Source organism: Acidovorax sp. HDW3 (assembly GCF_011303755.1).
Taxonomy (GTDB): Bacteria; Pseudomonadota; Gammaproteobacteria; order Burkholderiales; family Burkholderiaceae_C; genus Paenacidovorax.
The window spans coordinates 1,710,463-1,727,943 of the sequence record NZ_CP049885.1 but is presented as its reverse complement, the minus strand read 5'-3'; the positions used below and the strand labels follow the sequence as shown (position 1 = coordinate 1,727,943).

15 protein-coding genes, 2 tRNA genes and 1 other RNA gene are annotated in these 17,481 nt (G+C 62.6%); 2 read left to right on the top strand and 16 right to left on the bottom strand.

What is annotated here, in order from left to right:
- Positions 1-122: 122 nt before the first annotated feature.
- Positions 123-1,463 carry an argininosuccinate synthase gene (gene argG / locus G7045_RS07825; protein ID WP_166159118.1) on the bottom strand — a complete coding sequence of 447 codons (1,341 nt, stop codon included), beginning with the start codon at positions 1,461-1,463 and terminating at the stop codon, positions 123-125.
- Positions 1,464-1,532: 69 nt separating this feature from the next.
- Positions 1,533-1,850 (bottom strand): pyrimidine/purine nucleoside phosphorylase, encoded by a 318-nt coding sequence (locus G7045_RS07820; protein ID WP_166159117.1) that lies wholly within the window; start codon positions 1,848-1,850, stop codon positions 1,533-1,535.
- A gap of 166 nt (positions 1,851-2,016) precedes the next feature.
- On the opposite strand from G7045_RS07820, the gene G7045_RS07815 reads away from it, so the two are divergent.
- Both G7045_RS07815 and rlmD read left to right on the top strand, forming a co-directional pair.
- Positions 2,017-3,786 carry an oleate hydratase gene (locus tag G7045_RS07815; protein ID WP_166159116.1) on the top strand — a complete coding sequence of 590 codons (1,770 nt, stop codon included), beginning with the start codon at positions 2,017-2,019 and terminating at the stop codon, positions 3,784-3,786.
- 57 nt (positions 3,787-3,843) lie between these two features.
- Positions 3,844-5,301, top strand: a complete 1,458-nt coding sequence (rlmD, locus tag G7045_RS07810) for a 23S rRNA (uracil(1939)-C(5))-methyltransferase RlmD (RefSeq protein WP_166159115.1) — start codon at positions 3,844-3,846, stop codon at positions 5,299-5,301.
- A gap of 23 nt (positions 5,302-5,324) precedes the next feature.
- Here the strand turns inward: rlmD and G7045_RS07805 are convergent, their stop codons facing one another.
- From G7045_RS07805 to G7045_RS07740, 14 genes are all read right to left on the bottom strand, one after another.
- On the bottom strand, positions 5,325-5,678 hold the full coding sequence (locus G7045_RS07805) for a hypothetical protein (protein WP_166159114.1): 354 nt from the start codon (positions 5,676-5,678) through the stop codon (positions 5,325-5,327).
- Positions 5,679-5,791: 113 nt separating this feature from the next.
- Positions 5,792-6,484: a Bax inhibitor-1/YccA family protein gene (locus G7045_RS07800; protein ID WP_166159113.1), complete on the bottom strand. Its 693-nt coding sequence runs from the start codon at positions 6,482-6,484 to the stop codon at positions 5,792-5,794.
- Between the two features lie 213 nt (positions 6,485-6,697).
- Positions 6,698-7,252, bottom strand: a complete 555-nt coding sequence (gene efp, locus G7045_RS07795; protein ID WP_166159112.1) for an elongation factor P — start codon at positions 7,250-7,252, stop codon at positions 6,698-6,700.
- Positions 7,253-7,399: 147 nt separating this feature from the next.
- Entirely contained in the window at positions 7,400-8,470 is a 1,071-nt protein-coding gene (gene earP, locus G7045_RS07790; protein ID WP_166159111.1) for an elongation factor P maturation arginine rhamnosyltransferase EarP, read from the bottom strand.
- Between the two features lie 58 nt (positions 8,471-8,528).
- Positions 8,529-8,906: a transfer-messenger RNA gene (ssrA, locus tag G7045_RS07785) on the bottom strand.
- A gap of 13 nt (positions 8,907-8,919) precedes the next feature.
- A complete protein-coding gene (gph, locus tag G7045_RS07780) occupies positions 8,920-9,594 on the bottom strand; it encodes a phosphoglycolate phosphatase (RefSeq protein ID WP_166159110.1) in 675 nt (224 codons plus the stop codon).
- Positions 9,591-10,304: a bifunctional 2-polyprenyl-6-hydroxyphenol methylase/3-demethylubiquinol 3-O-methyltransferase UbiG gene (gene ubiG, locus G7045_RS07775; RefSeq protein ID WP_166159109.1), complete on the bottom strand. Its 714-nt coding sequence runs from the start codon at positions 10,302-10,304 to the stop codon at positions 9,591-9,593. Before ubiG ends, gph begins: the two co-directional genes overlap by 4 nt.
- A 72-nt stretch (positions 10,305-10,376) precedes the next feature.
- Positions 10,377-10,452, bottom strand: a tRNA-His gene (locus G7045_RS07770).
- A 70-nt stretch (positions 10,453-10,522) separates the two neighbouring features.
- Entirely contained in the window at positions 10,523-12,427 is a 1,905-nt protein-coding gene (locus G7045_RS07765; RefSeq protein ID WP_166159108.1) for a SurA N-terminal domain-containing protein, read from the bottom strand.
- A gap of 55 nt (positions 12,428-12,482) precedes the next feature.
- Positions 12,483-12,558 (bottom strand) — tRNA-Val (locus tag G7045_RS07760).
- Positions 12,559-12,574: 16 nt separating this feature from the next.
- Positions 12,575-12,847: an HU family DNA-binding protein gene (locus G7045_RS07755; RefSeq protein WP_008906675.1), complete on the bottom strand. Its 273-nt coding sequence runs from the start codon at positions 12,845-12,847 to the stop codon at positions 12,575-12,577.
- Positions 12,848-13,001: 154 nt separating this feature from the next.
- Complete coding sequence (gene pgsA / locus G7045_RS07750) at positions 13,002-13,565, bottom strand: CDP-diacylglycerol--glycerol-3-phosphate 3-phosphatidyltransferase (RefSeq protein ID WP_166160392.1); 564 nt, start codon at positions 13,563-13,565, stop codon at positions 13,002-13,004.
- A 31-nt stretch (positions 13,566-13,596) separates the two neighbouring features.
- Positions 13,597-15,552, bottom strand: coding sequence for an excinuclease ABC subunit UvrC (gene uvrC / locus G7045_RS07745; RefSeq protein ID WP_166159107.1), 1,956 nt, complete (start codon positions 15,550-15,552; stop codon positions 13,597-13,599).
- Between the two features lie 36 nt (positions 15,553-15,588).
- Complete coding sequence (locus tag G7045_RS07740) at positions 15,589-17,418, bottom strand: M14 family metallocarboxypeptidase (RefSeq protein WP_166159106.1); 1,830 nt, start codon at positions 17,416-17,418, stop codon at positions 15,589-15,591.
- Positions 17,419-17,481 lie beyond the last annotated feature (63 nt).

The following is a 17,481-nucleotide window of genomic DNA, read 5'->3' as shown; positions in this document are numbered from 1 at the left end:
AAAAACCCGGCAACTGCCTAATGCCAGTCAGTTAAACCCTGATTGGTATTAGGCAGTTGCCGGGTTTTTGCTATTTATTTAATAGCTGATGGCGCTTGATGGATAAGCGCTATCAGCTATTTTTATTGCTTTTTACCGTCTTCGAGCTGCGCCAGCGCCGCATTGCCGCCCAGCGACAGCAGGCCGGCGCGCGAATACACCCCCAGCTTGCCCCGCGTGTCGGAGATGTCGAGGTTGCGCATGGTCAGCTGGCCGATGCGGTCCAGGGGCGAGAACGGCGCGTCTTCCACCTTTTCCATCGACAGGCGCTCGGGCGCGTAGGTCAGGTTGGGGCTTTCGGTGTTGAGCAGCGAATAGTCGTTGCCCCGGCGCAGCTCCAGCGCGACGGTGCCGGTGACGGCGCGTGCCACCCAGCGCTGGGCGGTCTCGCGCAGCATGATGGCCTGCGGGTCGAACCAGCGGCCCTGGTACAAGAGGCGCCCGAGTTTGAGGCCATTGACACGGTACTGCTCGATGGTGTCCTCGTTGTGGATGCCGGTGACCAGGCGCTCGTAGGCGATGTGCAAGAGCGCCATGCCGGGGGCCTCGTAGATGCCACGGCTCTTGGCCTCGATGATGCGGTTCTCGATCTGGTCGCTCATGCCCAGGCCGTGTCGGCCGCCGATGCGGTTGAGCTCCAGGAACAGCTCCACCGGGTCGGCAATCTCTTTGCCGTTGATGGCTACGGGCTGGCCTTCGTCGAAGGTGATGGACACTTCTTCGGCCAGCACCTCGACCTCGGGCTTCCAGAACGCCACGCCCATGATGGGGTTGACGATGCGGATGCCGCTGTTGAGAAATTCGAGGTCTTTCGCCTCGTGCGTCGCGCCCAGCATGTTGCTGTCGGTGGAATACGCCTTTTCGGCGCTCATCTTGTAGCCAAAACCCTCTTTCGTCATGAAGGCCGACATCTCGGCGCGGCCGCCGAGCTCGTCGATGAACTGCTGGTCCAGCCAGGGCTTGTAGATGCGCAGGCTGGGGTTGGTCAGCAGGCCGTAGCGGTAGAAGCGCTCGATGTCGTTGCCCTTGAAGGTCGAGCCGTCGCCCCAGATGTGCACGTCGTCCTCCTTCATGGCCGCCACCAGCATGGTGCCGGTCACGGCGCGGCCCAGCGGTGTGGTGTTGAAGTAGGTGATGCCGCCGGTGCTGATGTGAAACGCCCCGGCCTGGATGGCGGCAATGCCCTCGTGCGCCAGTTGCGTGCGGCAGTCGATCAGCCGCGCCTGCTCGGCGCCGTATTCCATGGCCTTGCGGGGAATCTCGTCGTAATCGGCCTCGTCGGGCTGGCCCAGGTTGGCGGTGTAGGCGTAGGGCAGGGCGCCTTTGTTCTTCATCCAGCGCAGCGCGGCGCTGGTGTCGAGGCCGCCAGAAAAAGCGATGCCGACCTTCTGGCCGACGGGGAGGTGTTGCAGGATGCTTGCCATGGGTTTGCTCTCAAAATAATAGCTGTTCGCGCTTGATTAGCAAGCGCTGGAGGCCAAAATGCCTTGAAATCAGGCGAAGTGGCAGATGTAGTGGTACGCCTGCGTGACGCGGATGTCGAAGTGTGAGTGCGCAGGGATGCTAAAGCGTTCGCCCGGGCGCGAGGGCAGCCAGTCTTCGCAGCCGGCCAGGCGGTATTCGCAGGCGCCAGCGACGCATTCCATGATCTCGGCGGCGCCGGTGTTGAAGGTCAGGGTCGAGGGCAGGATCACGCCCACCGATTTCTTCGTGCCGTCGGCCAGCGTCAGGCTGTGGCTGACGCATTTGCCGTCAAAGTACACATTGGCTTGGGTGGTGACGCTGACGGCGTCGAGGGTAACAGTGGTCATGGGCGGGCCGGCGGTTGCGGGTTGTGAAGCAGAACGGGGGATTTTACGGGCATGAAAAAGCGCCGCACCGGCCTTTGACCTGGGTCAGCCACTGCGCTGCGCTCTCGCATGGCGGTAGCGGTATACGGGTTTACCATGAGTCGTCAGTTCTCTGAAAGGAAAGTGCATGTACTACAGCAGCGGTAACTACGAAGCCTTTGCCCGCCCCCGCAAGCCTGCCGGGGTGGAGAACAAGTCGGCCTGGTTCGTCGGTTCGGGCCTGGCGGCGCTGGCCGGGGCGGCTTTTTTGGTGCGCGACGGCCACATGGCGGGCGAGCGCATCACGATTTTGGAGCGCCTGGCCCTGCCCGGCGGCGCGCTCGATGGCAGCGACGAGCCCGGCAAGGGCTTTGTCATCCGGGGCGGGCGCGAGATGGAAGACCACTTTGAATGCCTGTGGGATCTGTACCGCTCCATCCCCTCGCTGGAGATCCCCGGCGCGAGCGTGCTCGACGAGTTTTACTGGCTGAACAAGGACGATCCCAACTATTCGCTGCAGCGCGCCACCGTCAACCAGGGGCAGGACGCGCACACCGACGGCCTGTTCACCCTGAGCGAGAAGGCGCAAAAAGAGGTCATCTGGCTGTTCATGGCAACCCGTGCCGAGGTGGAGAACAAGCGCATCAACGAGGTGCTGGGCGCTGAATTCCTGGCCAGCAATTTCTGGCTCTACTGGCGCACCATGTTCGCCTTCGAGGAGTGGCATTCGGCGCTGGAGATGAAGCTGTACCTGCACCGCTTCATCCACCACATCGGCGGCCTGCCCGATTTTTCCGCCCTCAAGTTCACCAAGTACAACCAGTATGAATCGCTGGTGCTGCCGCTGGTGCAGTGGCTGCAGGGCCAGGGCGTGCGCTTTCGCTACGGCGTGGAGGTGCTGGACGTGGACTTTGACCTGGCGAGCGGGCGCAAGCAGGCCACGCGCATCCACTGGCGCGAGGGCGGCGTGGCAGGCGGCGTTGATCTGGGGCCGGATGAGCTGGTGTTCCTCACCATCGGCTCGCTCACGGAAAACTCCGACTGCGGCGACCACCACACCCCCGCGCAGCTCAACACCGGGCCGGCACCGGCCTGGGAGCTGTGGCGGCGCATTGCGGCCAAAGACCCGGCCTTTGGCCGCCCGGATGTGTTTGGCGCGCACATTCCCGAGACCAAGTGGGAGTCGGCCACCGTCACCACGCTGGACGCACGCATCCCGCAGTACATCCAGAAAATCGCCAAGCGCGATCCCTTCAGCGGCAAGGTGGTGACGGGCGGTATCGTCACGGCCAAGGACTCGGGCTGGCTCTTGAGCTGGACCGTCAACCGCCAGCCGCACTTCAAGGCCCAGCCCAAGGAGCAGATCGTTGTCTGGGTGTATGGCCTGTTCCCTGAGCGCCTGGGTGACTACGTGCAAAAGCCCATGCAGGACTGCACGGGCGAGGAAATCACGCAGGAATGGCTCTACCACCTGGGCGTGCCGCCCGAAGATATTGCGGCGCTGGCCGCCACCGGGGCGCGCACCGTGCCGGTGATGATGCCCTACGTGACCTCGTTCTTCATGCCGCGCCAGGCGGGCGACCGGCCCGACGTGGTGCCGGCCGGGGCGGTCAACTTTGCCTTCATCGGCCAGTTTGCCGAGTCGCGCCAGCGCGACTGCATCTTCACCACCGAATACTCGGTGCGCACGCCGATGGAGGCGGTCTACACCCTGCTCGGCGTGGAGCGCGGCGTGCCCGAGGTGTTCAACTCCACGTACGACGTGCGCACGCTGCTTGCGGCCACCGGGCGCCTGCGCGACGGCAAGGAGATGGAGCTGCCGGGGCCGAATTTCCTGCGCCATCTGCTCATGAAAAAGCTCGATCAGACGCAAATAGGGGGCTTGCTGCGAGAATACGGCATCGTGCAGGACGATTGAGTCCGGCTTTTGTGTTGGTTCTCGGGGAGGGCGCAGGCCCTCCCTTATTGGTTTGTTATGAGCGATTTGAAGAACGATGAATGCCTGTTGGCCACCGATGGCGCAACAACCCTGCCCGAGGGCTGGCTGGAGGTGGTGTCCATGGACATGGACGCCCAGGGCGTGGCACGTAAGCCCGATGGCAAGGTGGTGTTCATCGACGGTGCGCTGCCCGGCGAATGGATCAGCGCCCAGACGCAGCGCAAGAAAAACAACTGGGAGCAGGCCCAGCTGACGGCCATTCACCGCGAATCGAGCCAGCGCGTGCGCCCGGGTTGCCCGCACTTTGGCTTGCACGCCGGTGCCTGCGGCGGCTGCAAGATGCAGCACCTGCACGAAAGCGCCCAGGTCGCCATCAAGCAGCGCGTGCTCGAAGACAACCTCTGGCACCTGGGCAAGGTGCGCGCCGAGACCGTGCTGCGCCCCATTGAAGGCCCGGCCTGGGGCTACCGCTACCGCGCCCGCCTGTCGGTGCGCTACGTCGTCAAGAAGGGCGAGGTGCTGGTCGGCTTTCACGAGCGCAAGAGCCGCTACATCGCCGACATGCAGACCTGCAAAATCCTGCCGCCGCACGTGGACGCCATGCTCATGCCGCTGCGCGCGCTCATCGGCCGCATGGCCGCGCGCGACACCTGTCCGCAGATCGAGCTCGCCTGCGGCGACACCGTGACGGCGCTGGTGCTGCGCCACCTCGAACCCCTGGGCGCGGGCGACCTGCAGTTGCTGCGCGAGTTTGCCGCCGCCCACGGCGTGCAGTGGTGGCTGCAGCCCAAGGGGCCCGATACCGTGCACCTGCTCGACGCTGAGGGGGCCGAGCAGCTCGCCTACGGCCTGCCGGACTTTGGCATCACCATGCCGTTCAAGCCCACCGACTTCACCCAGGTGAACCCGCACATCAACCGCGTGCTGGTCAGCCGTGCGCTGCGCCTGCTGGACGTGCACACAACCGAGCGCGTGATCGACTGGTTCTGCGGCCTGGGCAACTTCACCCTGCCGCTGGCGACCCAGGCGCGTGAGGTGCTGGGCATCGAGGGCAGCGAGACGCTGGTTGCCCGTTCGCGCCAAAATTATGCGAAAAATCAGGCTCAAAGGCAGTCTGGTCAAGCGTTAGCAGCTACTAATTTTGTAGCGCGCAACCTGTTCGAGATGACGCCCGAGATGCTGGTGGCCGACGGCCAGGCCGACAAATGGCTGGTCGATCCCCCGCGCGAAGGCGCTTTTGCCCTGGCCAAGGCCCTGGGCGAGCTGCACCAGGCGCGCCTGGGGGTCGAGGGTGCGCCGCCGCTGCCCGCCGGTGCCGAGGGCTGGCAGCCGCCGCAGCGCATCGTCTACGTCAGCTGCAACCCGGCGACGCTGGCGCGCGATGCGGGCCTGCTGGTGCACCAGGCGGGCTACCGCTGCACCCAGGCGGGGGTGGTGAACATGTTTCCGCACACCGCCCACGTCGAGAGCATGGCGGTGTTCGAGCGGACGTAAAAAAAGCGCCTGGGGCGCTTTTTTTACGAATCCTCGCTGGCTGCGCTGCGTTTGCGCTTGGGCTTTTCCGGTGGTGGTGGCGGTTCGGACTTGGTGATGACCGAGGGCGTGCCCTCGATCTTGTTCTCGCGCATATAGCTGTCCATGTCCTTCCAGCCGGCAAAAACTGCCGCTTTGGCCGCCTGCGGGTTGAGCGTGTAGCAGTCTTCCAGGCCGCGCAGGGCATGGCGGCAGGCGCCGCCGATGGCTTTGGCCTCGGCCTCTTTCTCGACCGTGCGCGGGTTGGGCCAGACGCCTGGGATTTCACAGGCGGTGAGCAGCGGCAGCAGCACCAGCACAAGGGCCAGCGGGCGCAGGGGGGGGGGGTGGCGGATCATGTCCCTGTCATTATCGGCATCGGTGGCCGGTTTTGAAGGGGGTAGGGTGCTGTGCTCTCCATGAAAAAAGGCCCCGCAGGGCCTTTGGTTTGGGTCGTGGGCAGGGCAGCCGCTCAGTCGCGCTCGCCGCCCATGATGCCGAGCAGGGCCAGCAGGCTCTGAAAGACGTTGAAGATATCCAGGTACAGGGCCAGGGTGGCGCTGATGTAGTTGGTTTCGCCGCCGTCGATGATCTGCTTGATGTCATACAGCATGTAGGCGCTGAAAATGCCGATGGCTGCCACCGAGATCGCCATCATGCCGGCCGAAGAACCGACGAACACGTTGATGACGCTGCCCACCAGCAGCACCAGGGCGCCGACCATGAGCCATTTGCCCATGCCCGAAAGGTCGCGCTTGATGACGCTGGCCAGGCTGGCCATGACCAAGAACACCCCGGCCGTGCCGGCGAAGGCGGTCATGATGAGATCGGTGCCGTTCTTGAAGCCCAGCACCATGCCGATCAGGCGCGAGAGCATCAGCCCCATGAAGAAGGTAAAAGCCAGCAGCACACCGACGCCGGCAGCCGAGTTTTTGGTTTTCTCGATGGCGAACATGAAGCCGAAGGCGCCGCCCATGAAGACGATCAGCCCCAGGCCGCCGCGCAGCGACTGCGTGATGCCCGTGGCCACGCCCAGCCAGGCGCCCAGCACGGACGGCAACAGGCTCAGGGCGAGCAGCCAGTAGGTGTTGCGCAGCACCTTGTGGCGCTGCTCTTGCGACAGGGCGAGGCCGCCAGAATCCCAGGTGGTGGGTTGGTTGAACATGGATTGTCTCTTTCTTGAAAGTGGCAAAAAACGCTGCATTCTAGGCCAGGCGCCATGAATGCTCAGGAGGACGCAAAAACAGCCCAAACGGCGCTTGTTTTGTCCGGTATTGCATGGAACACAACCGAATGCTGAAAGTTCCAGCATTTTGTCGCGGTGTGGTGGCAATAAAAAAGGGAGCCTGGGCTCCCTTGGGGTGTACGCAAAACGGTATCAGACGCGCTTGCGGTATTCGCCGGTGCGGGTGTCGATTTCAATCTTGTCGCCCTGGCTGACGAACAGCGGCACGGGCACTTCAAAGCCGGTGGCGATCTTGGCAGGCTTCAAAACCTTGCCCGAGGTGTCGCCCTTGACGGCGGGTTCCGTCCAGGTGATTTCGCGCTCGACGCTGGTGGGCAGCTCGACCGAGATGGCCTTGCCGTCGTAGAACACCACTTCAGCGGCCATGCCGTCTTCGAGATAGCTGATGGCGTCGCCCATGTTGCTGGCTTCGACTTCGTACTGGTTGTATTCGGTGTCCATCCAGACGTACATCGGATCGGCAAAGTAAGAGTAGGTGCACTCTTTTTTGTCGAGGATGACGTTGTCGATCTTGTCGTCGGCCTTGTACACGTTTTCAGTGCCCATGTTGCCCAGCAGAGACTTGAGCTTCATGCGCACGGTGGCCGCGCCACGGCCGCCACGGGCGTATTCGGTCTTCAGGACGATCATCGGGTCTTTGCCGTGCATGATGACGTTGCCGGCGCGGATTTCTTGAGCGATTTTCATAGCGTAGTGCTTGGGTTGGAGCCGCAGCCTGCAGGTAGCGCGGATCGGGCCCAGAGGCCTTGGTGCGCCGGTGCAGAAATTTCGCGGCAGGGGATGCGGCTACGGTCAAAGCGGGTTGCTCAATCCAATAGCGCAAAACCTGCGATTTTAGCTTTTTTCAGCCACAAACCCTAGTAGTTGGGTCAATAAATCCCGTTGTGCCAGCAAGCGCTGGCGTGCAGCTTGTATGCATTCGCGCCATTGCTGCAGGGCGTGGGCGTCCAGGTGCGGCAGGGTTTGGGTCGGTTCGATACCGTTCCAGGCGCAGTGCAGTTGGCGCAGCGAGGGTGGTGCCTGCAGCCAATCGAGAAAGGCTTGCAGCTTGGCGTGGTGGGCGTTGTCTTCTTGGGGGTAGATGTGCCACAAGAGGGGCTGGCCAGCCCACAGGGCGCGCACCAGGGAGTCTTCGCCGCGTACGCAATTGAGGTCGCAGCCCCACAGCAGCTCGTCAAACGCGTGCTGTGTGCACGGCTGCAGCCAGGTGATTGGTGGTTGGTGATTGGCGCAAGCCTGCACTGCCGCTGCGGCGCGTCCGGGGGTGACCAGCAACTGGGCGCCAACTGACTGTAATTGTTGTAAAAAGGCGGGCAAAACCGGCGGTTCATAGCAAAACAGCGATACGGCCCATTGCTGCGCTCCAATGCCGTGGCGGGTGCGCCAGCCGGCCCGGTCAAATTGTTGCAGGCGTGCCGCCAGATTCGATTCGCGCAGCAGGCCGCCGGTGGCCGGGGTGAAACCAGGGTAGAAAAACCAGCGTACTGCCCCTTGGCAGGGGCCGGTGGAGATGGGGGAGGGCAGGCGATGGCAGCGCTCAACATAGCTTTCGGCGCTGAGGTATTCCAGGTTGATTAATAGTGGGTAATTTTTGCTTGCAGGGCTTGTTGTATCAGCGTCAGACGCTATTGTTTTGGTAGCAAAAAAAATGTCCGGCGCCCCGCAGCCAAAGGCTTCGACCAGCACTTGACCGACCCCCGTGGCGGGAGCAGCGTCTGGCCAGGGAAGCACTTGCACGCCGCTAACACCTTGCGGCGCCATCCAAGCCAGGGCGCTGGCATCGTCTATCCATAGCCGCACCTGGTGCCCACGGGCAGCAAGATCAGCCGAAAGACGCCAACAGACACCAACGTCGCCGAAGTTGTCGATGACGCGACAAAAAACATCCCAAAGCAATGGGGGCATAGGGCGTGAGCTGGGGGGCAAAAAAAAGCCCACATCCTTGGATGTGGGCTGGGGAGATTGGTGGAGCTGGCGGGAATTGAACCCGCGTCCGCAAGCCTTCTTCGGGCAGATCTACATGTTTAGTGTTCTGTTTTGGATCTCGCCGCCGGTAGCGCGCAGGCACACGCTCTACCACCAGCCAGCACCCTTGGATCTTGCCCCATGCCAAGGTGCCCGGCACAGAACCAGCTGATGTGAATTCCCTTGCAGCCGGGAGGTATTGCTACCCCCTTGCCCAGCCCATCAGCGTGCTGTTGCAAGGCTCACCGGATTTAAGCGGCGAGTGCGAAACGTTCGTCGTTTGCAGTTACTTTGTTGAATGGAGATTTACGAGCGTCACTCAAGCTCGACATGCACCACGCCGATTCCGAACCCACGTCGAAACCAGGGCAGCCCCTTGATTCGCCATTTTAGTCCTTTTTCAGTAATTTCAAGAGCTCCAGGGGGGAATAGATGGTGGCGTGGGCGCCCCAGGTCTGGGGGGGGTGTTCGTGTCCCAGGTAGCCGTAGCAGGCGGCCACGGTGCCCATGCCGGCGGCATGGCCGGCTTCGATGTCGCGTGCGTCGTCACCCACGTAAATGCAATGCTGTGGCGCAACGCCCAGGCGTCTGCAGGCTTCAAGCAGGGGTTCGGGGTGGGGTTTGGAGTGTGCGGTGGTGTCGCCACATACCACAGTCTGCATGGTGGCAAACAGGGGCATCTGCTGCGTCAGAGGTTGGGCAAAGCGGGTTGATTTGTTGGTGACCACACCCCAGGGCAGGGCTTTGCGGTGCAAGTGGTCGAGGAGCTGGGCCACGCCCTCAAAGGGCTGGGTGCGCGCCGTCATGCAAGCTTGGTAGTTATTGAAAAATTCTTCGCGCAGCTGGGTAAATTCAGGGTGATCGGGGCCGATGCCGAACGCCTGCCCTAGCAGGCCACGGGCGCCCGCGCCGGCCAGGGGGCGGTAGCACTCCATGGGCAGGGGAGGCAACCCTCGGTCGGTGCGCATTTTGTCCACGGCGGCGCCGAGGTCCGGGGCGCTGTCGATCAAGGTGCCATCGAGGTCGAATAAAACCGCCCGTACGGTGGAAAAAACCGGGCTCATGCGGGCAGCCTGCGGGTGGCAAAGAGGTAGTTGACGCTGGTGTCGTCGCTCAGGCGGTAGCGCTGGGTCAGGGGGTTGTATTCCAGGCCCCGGGTGTGCTGTAGTTCCAGTCCGGCTTGGCGGCAGTAGCGGGCGAGTTCGCTGGGCTGAATGAGCTTGTCGTATTCGTGCGTGCCCTGGGGTAGCATTTTTAGCAGGTATTCAGCAGCGACGATGGCCAGGGCGAAGGCTTTGAGGTTGCGGTGGATGGTAGAAAAGAACACCCAGCCACCGGGCTTGACCAGGGTGGCGCAGGCACGCACGATGGACGCCGGGTCGGGCACGTGTTCGAGCATTTCCATGCAGGTGACGACGTCGTACGCGCCAGGCTGCTCTGCGGCCAGGACTTCGGCGCTGACTTCGCGGTAGTCGATGTTGGGTGTTTGGGCTTCTAGTGCGTGCAGTTGGGCCACACGCAGCGATTTGCTGGCCAGATCAATACCTGTGACGCTGGCGCCTTGGTGTGCCATCGAGTCGGCCAAAATGCCGCCGCCACAGCCTACGTCCAGTACCTTCTTGCCGGCCAGTGGGGCCAAGCCCATGATCCACTCCAGGCGCAAGGGATTGAACTGGTGCAAGGGGCGGAATTCGCTCTCAGGGTCCCACCAGCGGTGGGCCAGTTCAGAAAATTTAGCCAGTTCGGCCGGATCGACGTTGAGGGTTGCACTCATGGCTTCGTACTCCGCACAAAATACCTGACGTAAAAAAACCTCGCCAACAGAAGTTGGCGAGGTTTTGTCATTTGGGGTGGCTGATGGGACTCGAACCCACGACGACAGGAATCACAATCCTGGACTCTACCAACTGAGCTACAGCCACCGTAGAGCCCTGAATTATAGCGTCAAATTTCGAAGCAAATGGTAATTCAAGGAATTTTCATGTCCACGCTTTAGGAGGTGGGCCGTGGGGCCTTGATTTGGACCTTGAAGCGTTGCTTGAGCAGCTCGTAGTACGCCATGCCTTCCGCAGTGCCCAGCCATTGGTCGAATTGCTGCTGCAGGGCGGCAGTTTCTGCAGCCTGGCTGGCTTCGCGCGGCACGATGCGGTTGATTTTGATGACGGCATAGCCTTGCGCACCCAGATCGACACCGGTCCAGGCTGGGAGTTTGTCTGCCGGGGCGTGCAAAGCGGCATCGACCAGGGCGCGGGGCTGGTTTTGCAGCTGGTTGCGGGCGACGATGATGGATGGCGCCAGGCGGTTGGCACTGTTGGGGTCGGCTTGCCAAGCTTGGAGTTTGGCCTGACCTTCTGTGCGGGCGAGCTCGCCAGCCTTGTCGGCGACGTACAGGGCCCGAACGCGCTCGCGTACTTCGGCGTAAGGCAGGGTACGGGCCGGTTCATATTGGCTCACGCGGCCCGCAACCAGAGTGCTGGGGGCGATGTCGATGGCTTCGGTGTTGCGCTTGTTCTCAATCGAGTCGTTGGCAAACAAGGCTTCGAGGAAGCGGGCGTTGGCCAGCGGCCCTTGGGCGCCAGGAGCTGGTGTGCGCGTGACGTGCTGAGCCGTTTGCACTTTGAGCTTGAGCTTGTCGGCGGTGGGCTGCAGGCTATCGGCCTGCTCATAGACGCTGTTGGTGAACGTGTCAGCCACTTCGGCAAATTTGCGTTGGGCCAGTTGTTGCAGCAGCTCTGCTTGCAGCTTGGGACGCACTTCCTCAAAACTCGGTGCTTTGGGTTTTTTGATGTCGGTGAGTGTGATGATGTGGTAGCCAAAATCGCTCTCCACCACGGGGCTGATGTCGCCTTTGTTCATGCCAAAGACGGCGTCTTCAAATGGTTTGACCATTGCACCTCGGGCAAAAAAGCCCAGATCGCCGCCGGCACTGGCAGAGCCCGGGTCTTGCGAATTTTTCTTGGCCAGGGCAGCGAATTGGCCCGGGTCTTTGCGCAAAGTGGTTTCGAGTTCGTTGGCTTGGGCCTTGGCTTTTTCGCGTTCGGCGGCCGGAGCATCCTTGGCGGCGCTGATCAGGATATGGCTGGCACGGCGCTCTTCTTTGCCGGCAAGGCGGTCGAGGTTTTCTTTGTAGTAAGTGCGCAGATCGTCCTCGCTGGGCGTGAGGCTGGCACGCACGGCATCGAGGTCGAGCAACAGGTATTCGACGGTGGCTTCTTCAGGCTGCTGGAATTGCACCGTGTGGGCCTGGTAGTAGCTTTCGAGTTCGGCATCCGTGGGCGTGACTTTGGCGCTGAAGTCTTGCGGGGTAAAGCGTGCGATTTGAATCTCGCGGCGCTGCAGCAGCGTGTCCATGGCCTGGTTGAGCTGCTCGGGGGTGCTGAAGGACGATTGCACCACGCCGCCGAGCACTTGTGAAAGCGCCATGTCCTGGCGCACATTGGCCTCAAAGCCTTCAGGTGTCAGGCCCTGGGCGCCGACCAGGGCGCGGTAGGCTTCGGCATCGAGCGAGCCATCGGGGCGCTTGAGGGCTGCAATCGCTGGAATATCTTGCAGGGTTTGTGCCAAGCGGGTATTGCTGACGCCCAGATGCATTTTTTGCACGGCTGCAGTCAACACGCGGTCGCGTACCATGCGTTCGAGCGTGGCATAGCGCGCTTGGGGTGTGTCGAGCAGCCTGGGGTCGCTGTTGGGTGCTTGGGCACGGGCTCGGTCGCTTTCTTGGCGATGGGCGTTATCCCAGTCCGATTGCTTGATCTCGTGACCATCGACGCGGGCGACGATGGGGCTGCTCTCGGAAAAATAGCTCTGGTCTACACCTACCAGAACGAATGAGGGAATGACCAGCAAGAACAACAAGATCATGCCGAACTTGGAGTGCTTGCGGATGGATTCGAGCATAGTCAAACTTTCTGACAAAAGAAAAGGCGAACTTGCGTTCGCCTTTGTTCGGTGGTGGTGGGTGCTAACGGGCTCGAACCGCTGACCTACGCCTTGTAAGGGCGCCGCTCTACCAACTGAGCTAAGCACCCCACCTTAACTGCTTGTTCAGTTCAGGGCGTCTTTCAACGCCTTGCCTGGACGGAACTTCGGAACCTTGGCAGCCTTGATTTTAATCGTAGCGCCGGTACGGGGGTTGCGACCGGTGCGGGCGGCACGTTTGCCAACGGCAAAAGTGCCAAAACCGACCAGGGATACGGTACCACCTTTTTTCAGGGTTTTTTTGACGGCTTCGATCGTCGATTCCAGGGCGCGGGCAGCGGCAGCCTTGGATATGTCGGCATTGGTTGCAATGTGTTCAATTAGTTCGGTTTTATTCACAAGATGCCTCTCGGGAAAGCGTGTGGAAGACCTGGGTGCTCGGCAATTTTAGGCGGCCCCGGTTTCCTGTTATCGGGTCAGGCGCGCGCTGCGGCGGCGACGTGTCGCGGGATTCTAGTCGTATTTATGCGTCTGCTCGGCTTGGCGTCGCTTTTTAGCGAACACGGGCGCGGATTTCAGGCAGCGCTTTTTGCAGGTAGTAGACCATGGACCAGACGGTGAGTACGGCTGCAATCCAGATCAGCCACAGTCCCCACACCCCTGTGTTGATGGGGCCGACCGGGCCGTCGTAGAGCAAGAAGGGGATGGCCGTCATTTGCGCCGTGGTTTTGAGTTTGCCGATCATGTGCACGGCCACGCTTTTGCTCGCACCAATTTGTGCCATCCATTCGCGCAGGGCAGAGATGGCAATTTCGCGGCCGATGATGATCAGTGCCACGAATACATCCGTTCGTCCCAGGTGCACCAGCACCAGCAGCGAGGCGCAGACCAAAAATTTGTCTGCCACCGGATCGAGAAAGGCGCCAAAGGCTGAGGTTTGGTTGAGCTTGCGTGCCAGAAAACCATCGAGCCAGTCGGTGGCGGCAAAGACCACGAACATGAGCGTGGCGATGAGATTGCGCGTGTCTGGCGCCAGCGGAGCGTAGAACACCCCGACGATCAAGGGGATCGCGATGATCCGCGTCCAGGTCATCAAGGTGGGGATGGTGAAGAACATGGGGCGCGATTGTGGCATGGCATCCGTCCTCTTACCGCAGAGCGTGGTAGATGGTGTCTGCCAGCTCGGCGGAAATGCCTTCGACGCTGGCCAGATCCTGCGGGCTGGCATCTTGCACGCCGCGCAGGCCGCCAAAGCGTTGCAGCAGGCGGGCACGTTTTTTGGGGCCAATACCGGGAATATCCTCCAGGCGGCTACCGCCGGTGCGAACCTTGGCGCGGGCGGCGCGCATTCCCGTAATGGCAAAGCGGTGTGCCTCGTCGCGGATTTGCGCGATTAGCATGAGCGCGGCGGAGTCTTTGCCCAGGTAAATTTTGTCGCGGCCATCGGCAAACACCAACTCCTCCAGGCCCACTTTGCGGCCTTCGCCCTTTTCCACGCCGACGATGCGTGACAGCTCCAGGCCAAGCTCTGAGAACACCTCGCGCGCCACCGCCACCTGGCCCTTGCCGCCGTCGATCAGCACCAAGTCTGGCAGGCGAGCCTGGGCGTCGTTGCTGGAGGGGCTTTCGGCCTCTTGTCGGGCCTGCGCCAGGGGGCGGTAGCGGCGTTCGAGCACCTGGCGCATGGCGGCGTAATCGTCGCCGCCGGTGATGCCTTCGATCTTGAAATGGCGGTATTGGCTGCTTTGCATGGCGTGCTGGGTGAACACCACGCAGGAAGCGCGGGTGGCCTCGCCAGCGGTGTGCGAGATGTCAAAGCACTCAATGCGCAGCTGCTCGAGCTGTTCGCAGGGCAAATCCAGCGCCTCAGCCAGGGCGCGGGTGCGCGCTTGCTGCGAGCCTTCTTCGGCCAGTAGGCGGGTGAGCTGCAGCTCGGCATTCCTCTGTGCCATCTCCAGCCAGGTGCGGCGTTCTTCGCGCGGCTGGTGCACGGCCTGAATGCGGTGGCCGGCCTGCTCGCTCAGTGCTTGCAGCAGGAGGGAGGGCAGGGGGTGGCTGACCACCAACAGGGGCGGTATGGGCAAGCCCAGGTAATGCTGGGCCACGAATGCCTCCAGGATTTGCTGTGCAGGCTCTGGCGGGTTTGTTGTTGTCCCATCCCTGTCCTCATTCTCTGTTTCCAGCACAGTGCCCACAGTATCCGCTTGTGAAGAAAAATACGGTCGGTCGCCCAGGTGGCGGCCGCCGCGCACCATGGCCAGGTTGACGCAGGCTTTGCCGCCTTGTACGCGCACGGCGAGGATGTCCACGTCGCGCGTATCGGTTGTTTCAATGGCTTGCTGGTGCAACATGCGCGCCAGGGCTTGGAGCTGGTTGCGCAGTTCGGCAGCCTGCTCGAATTGGAGTTGCTCTGCGTGGGCCAGCATTCGCTGCTCCAGTGTGTGCAGCAATTCCTGGGTTTCGCCGCGCAGCAAAGCTTCGGCGTTGTGCACATCGCTGGCGTACGTCTGGGGTGTGATCAGCCCCACGCAAGGGGCGGTGCAGCGCTTGATTTGGTAGAGCAGGCAGGGGCGGCTGCGGTTGGCGTAAACCGTGTCTTCGCAGGTGCGCAGGCGAAAGACTTTTTGCAGCAAGGTGATGGTTTCTTTGACCGCCCAGGCGCTGGGGTAGGGGCCGAAGTAGCGGTGGCGCTTGTCGGTGCTGCCCCGGTAGTAGGCGATGCGTGGAAAGCGTTGGCTTGGGGCGCTGCCCGTGCCGTCGTGTGCGGCCAGGCCGGAGATCTTCAGGAAGGGGTAGCTTTTGTCGTCCCGAAAAAGAATGTTGTACTTGGGGTGCAGCGACTTGATGAGGTTGTTTTCAAGCAGCAGGGCCTCGGTTTCCGAGCGCACCACGGTCGTTTCCAAGCGCGCAATTTTGCCCACCATGTGGCCTATGCGGGTGCCGCCATGGTTTTTGTTGAAATAGCTGGCGACGCGTTTTTTTAAATTGCGCGCCTTGCCCACGTAGAGCAAGGTGCCACTGTGATCGAAATAGCGGTACACGCCGGGCAGGGGCGGCAATGCGGCCACTTGCGCCAGCAGGGCCTCAGGGTGCGGTGCAGACATGGCGCTATTGTGCGCAAGCCCGCGCGCAAGCGCTGGTCAGTCCTCTTCAAAGACCAATGCCGGCGGAGCCATGATGCGGGCACTGTCGGCCAAGCTGGGTAGCAGGTGGTTGGCAAAATAGCTGCTCTGGGTATCGGGCTCCAGGGCGGCCACGGCCAGGTTGGCCCAGGGCTGGCTCAGGGGCACGTAGTAGCTGCCAGCAGGCACGTCGATGGCGGCGCGGTGGGGTGCAACCTCGACGCGCACGATGGCCGCGCTGCCCTCGACCGTGCCGCGCACGTCTTCGCGCGGGGCGCTTTGGCTTTCGGTGGCGCTGAACGTTTCGGCCAGCACGGAACCGTTTTCGGCCACCTGCAAGACCTGCAGGCCGAGCAGGCGCAGGCGCTCGACGGCACTGCCGGCGTCGGCCGAGAGCCAGTAGCCGCAGGGGCGTGGGCGGCTCTTGGTGGCTTGCAGCTGTAGTGCCGAATCCCAGGGCAGGCGCAGGCTGCGGTCGGCACCGGTTTTGGGGTCGATCATGAGCAACTCGCGCTCGCTGCGGGTCGGGGCGGCGTCGATCACCACCTGGCCTCGGCAGGCTTGGGCGCTAACGTCGCGGGCGACGAAGGAGCGCACCTGCTCCAGGCTCTTGGCACGCTCGGCGGTGCTGCGCAGGGCGCTGGTCAGCGCCGTGACCTGGGTGTGCACGCGCCGCTGCAGGTGCGTACGGCCAATGCCGATGCCACGCGTCTCCACCAACATGCTGACGGCGTTCTTCAGGCCATTGACGTTGCGCCCGGTGTCCGGGCGGATGCCGCCCATCGACAGGCGCATGTCTTGCAAATCGGTGGAGGTGGTGTAGTACCAGTCGCTGCTCAAGCCCTGGCTGTTCAGGGCATCGACCATGGGGGGGTAGTACCACTCGCGCGCTGCTTTGGTCACAAAGTCTGGCACGTTGGGCGTGGTGGCGTACTGTAGCAATGCGTCGTAGCGTGGCAGGGCGTGGAATTTTTCCAGAAAGCGCCCGCCTACGGTGTATTCGTGCGCATCGAGCACGGCCAGTGGGCGGTAGTTGCGCACCAGTTGGGCCAGGGCCTGGGCTTCGGGCGTGGTCAGCAGCAGGTGGTCGCGGTTCATGTCCACGCCGCTGGCGGTGTTGCGCTGGCCGGCTTCGGCGCCGTCGGGGTTGGCGCGGGGCACGAGGATGACGTTGATTTTGTCAAGCAGGGGTTCGAGCAGTCCGCCAGGAGCGAGTTCGCGTGCCATGGCGAGCAGGGCCTCGCTGCCGGCGGGCTCATCGCCATGCTGCTGGCCTATGAGCAGTACGGTGGGGTGCCCACTGGCCTGCAAACTGGCTGGGTCAGTGCCCGCAGCGCGGGTGGCAATCAGGCCCAGCAGCGGGGAGCCCGATTGGGCATGGCCAATTTGTTCCAGCACCAGCCGGGTACCGGTGCCACTGGGTTGGCTTTGCAGCTCACGCAGCCATTGCGCCAGTTCGGCATTGCTGGTGTAGCTGCTGCGCCCTTGCTCCAAGCCAGGAGTGTGGTAGCGCACGGCGGGGTCAGGAAAGCGTGCAGCAACGGCCGCGCCAAACGGCAAACTGGTGGCGTCGGGCAGGGCTGCGCCAATAGGCGTGATGGTGACGCCTTCGGGGGTGGATGGTGTTGGCTTTGGGGGGAAAATCGCAGGCGGACGCGCCGGAGTGCCCAGAGGGGGCGGCACAACCACGCCCGGGCGGGCTTTGGGTGCCGTCCCTGCCGAAGCGTCAGGGGTGCCGGGCCAGGGGGGCAGGGGGGTGCTGGAGCAGGCCGCCAGCAAGGCGGCCAGGCCCAGCAAACTCAGCGGTCGGGAGCGCGAGAGGAGAAAAGCGAGGGTCGAAGTTTTCATGGTCAACAAAACACCGGCTGCAAAGTTTCACCGGAGGGCTGGAGGGCCCCCGCCAAAGCGTGT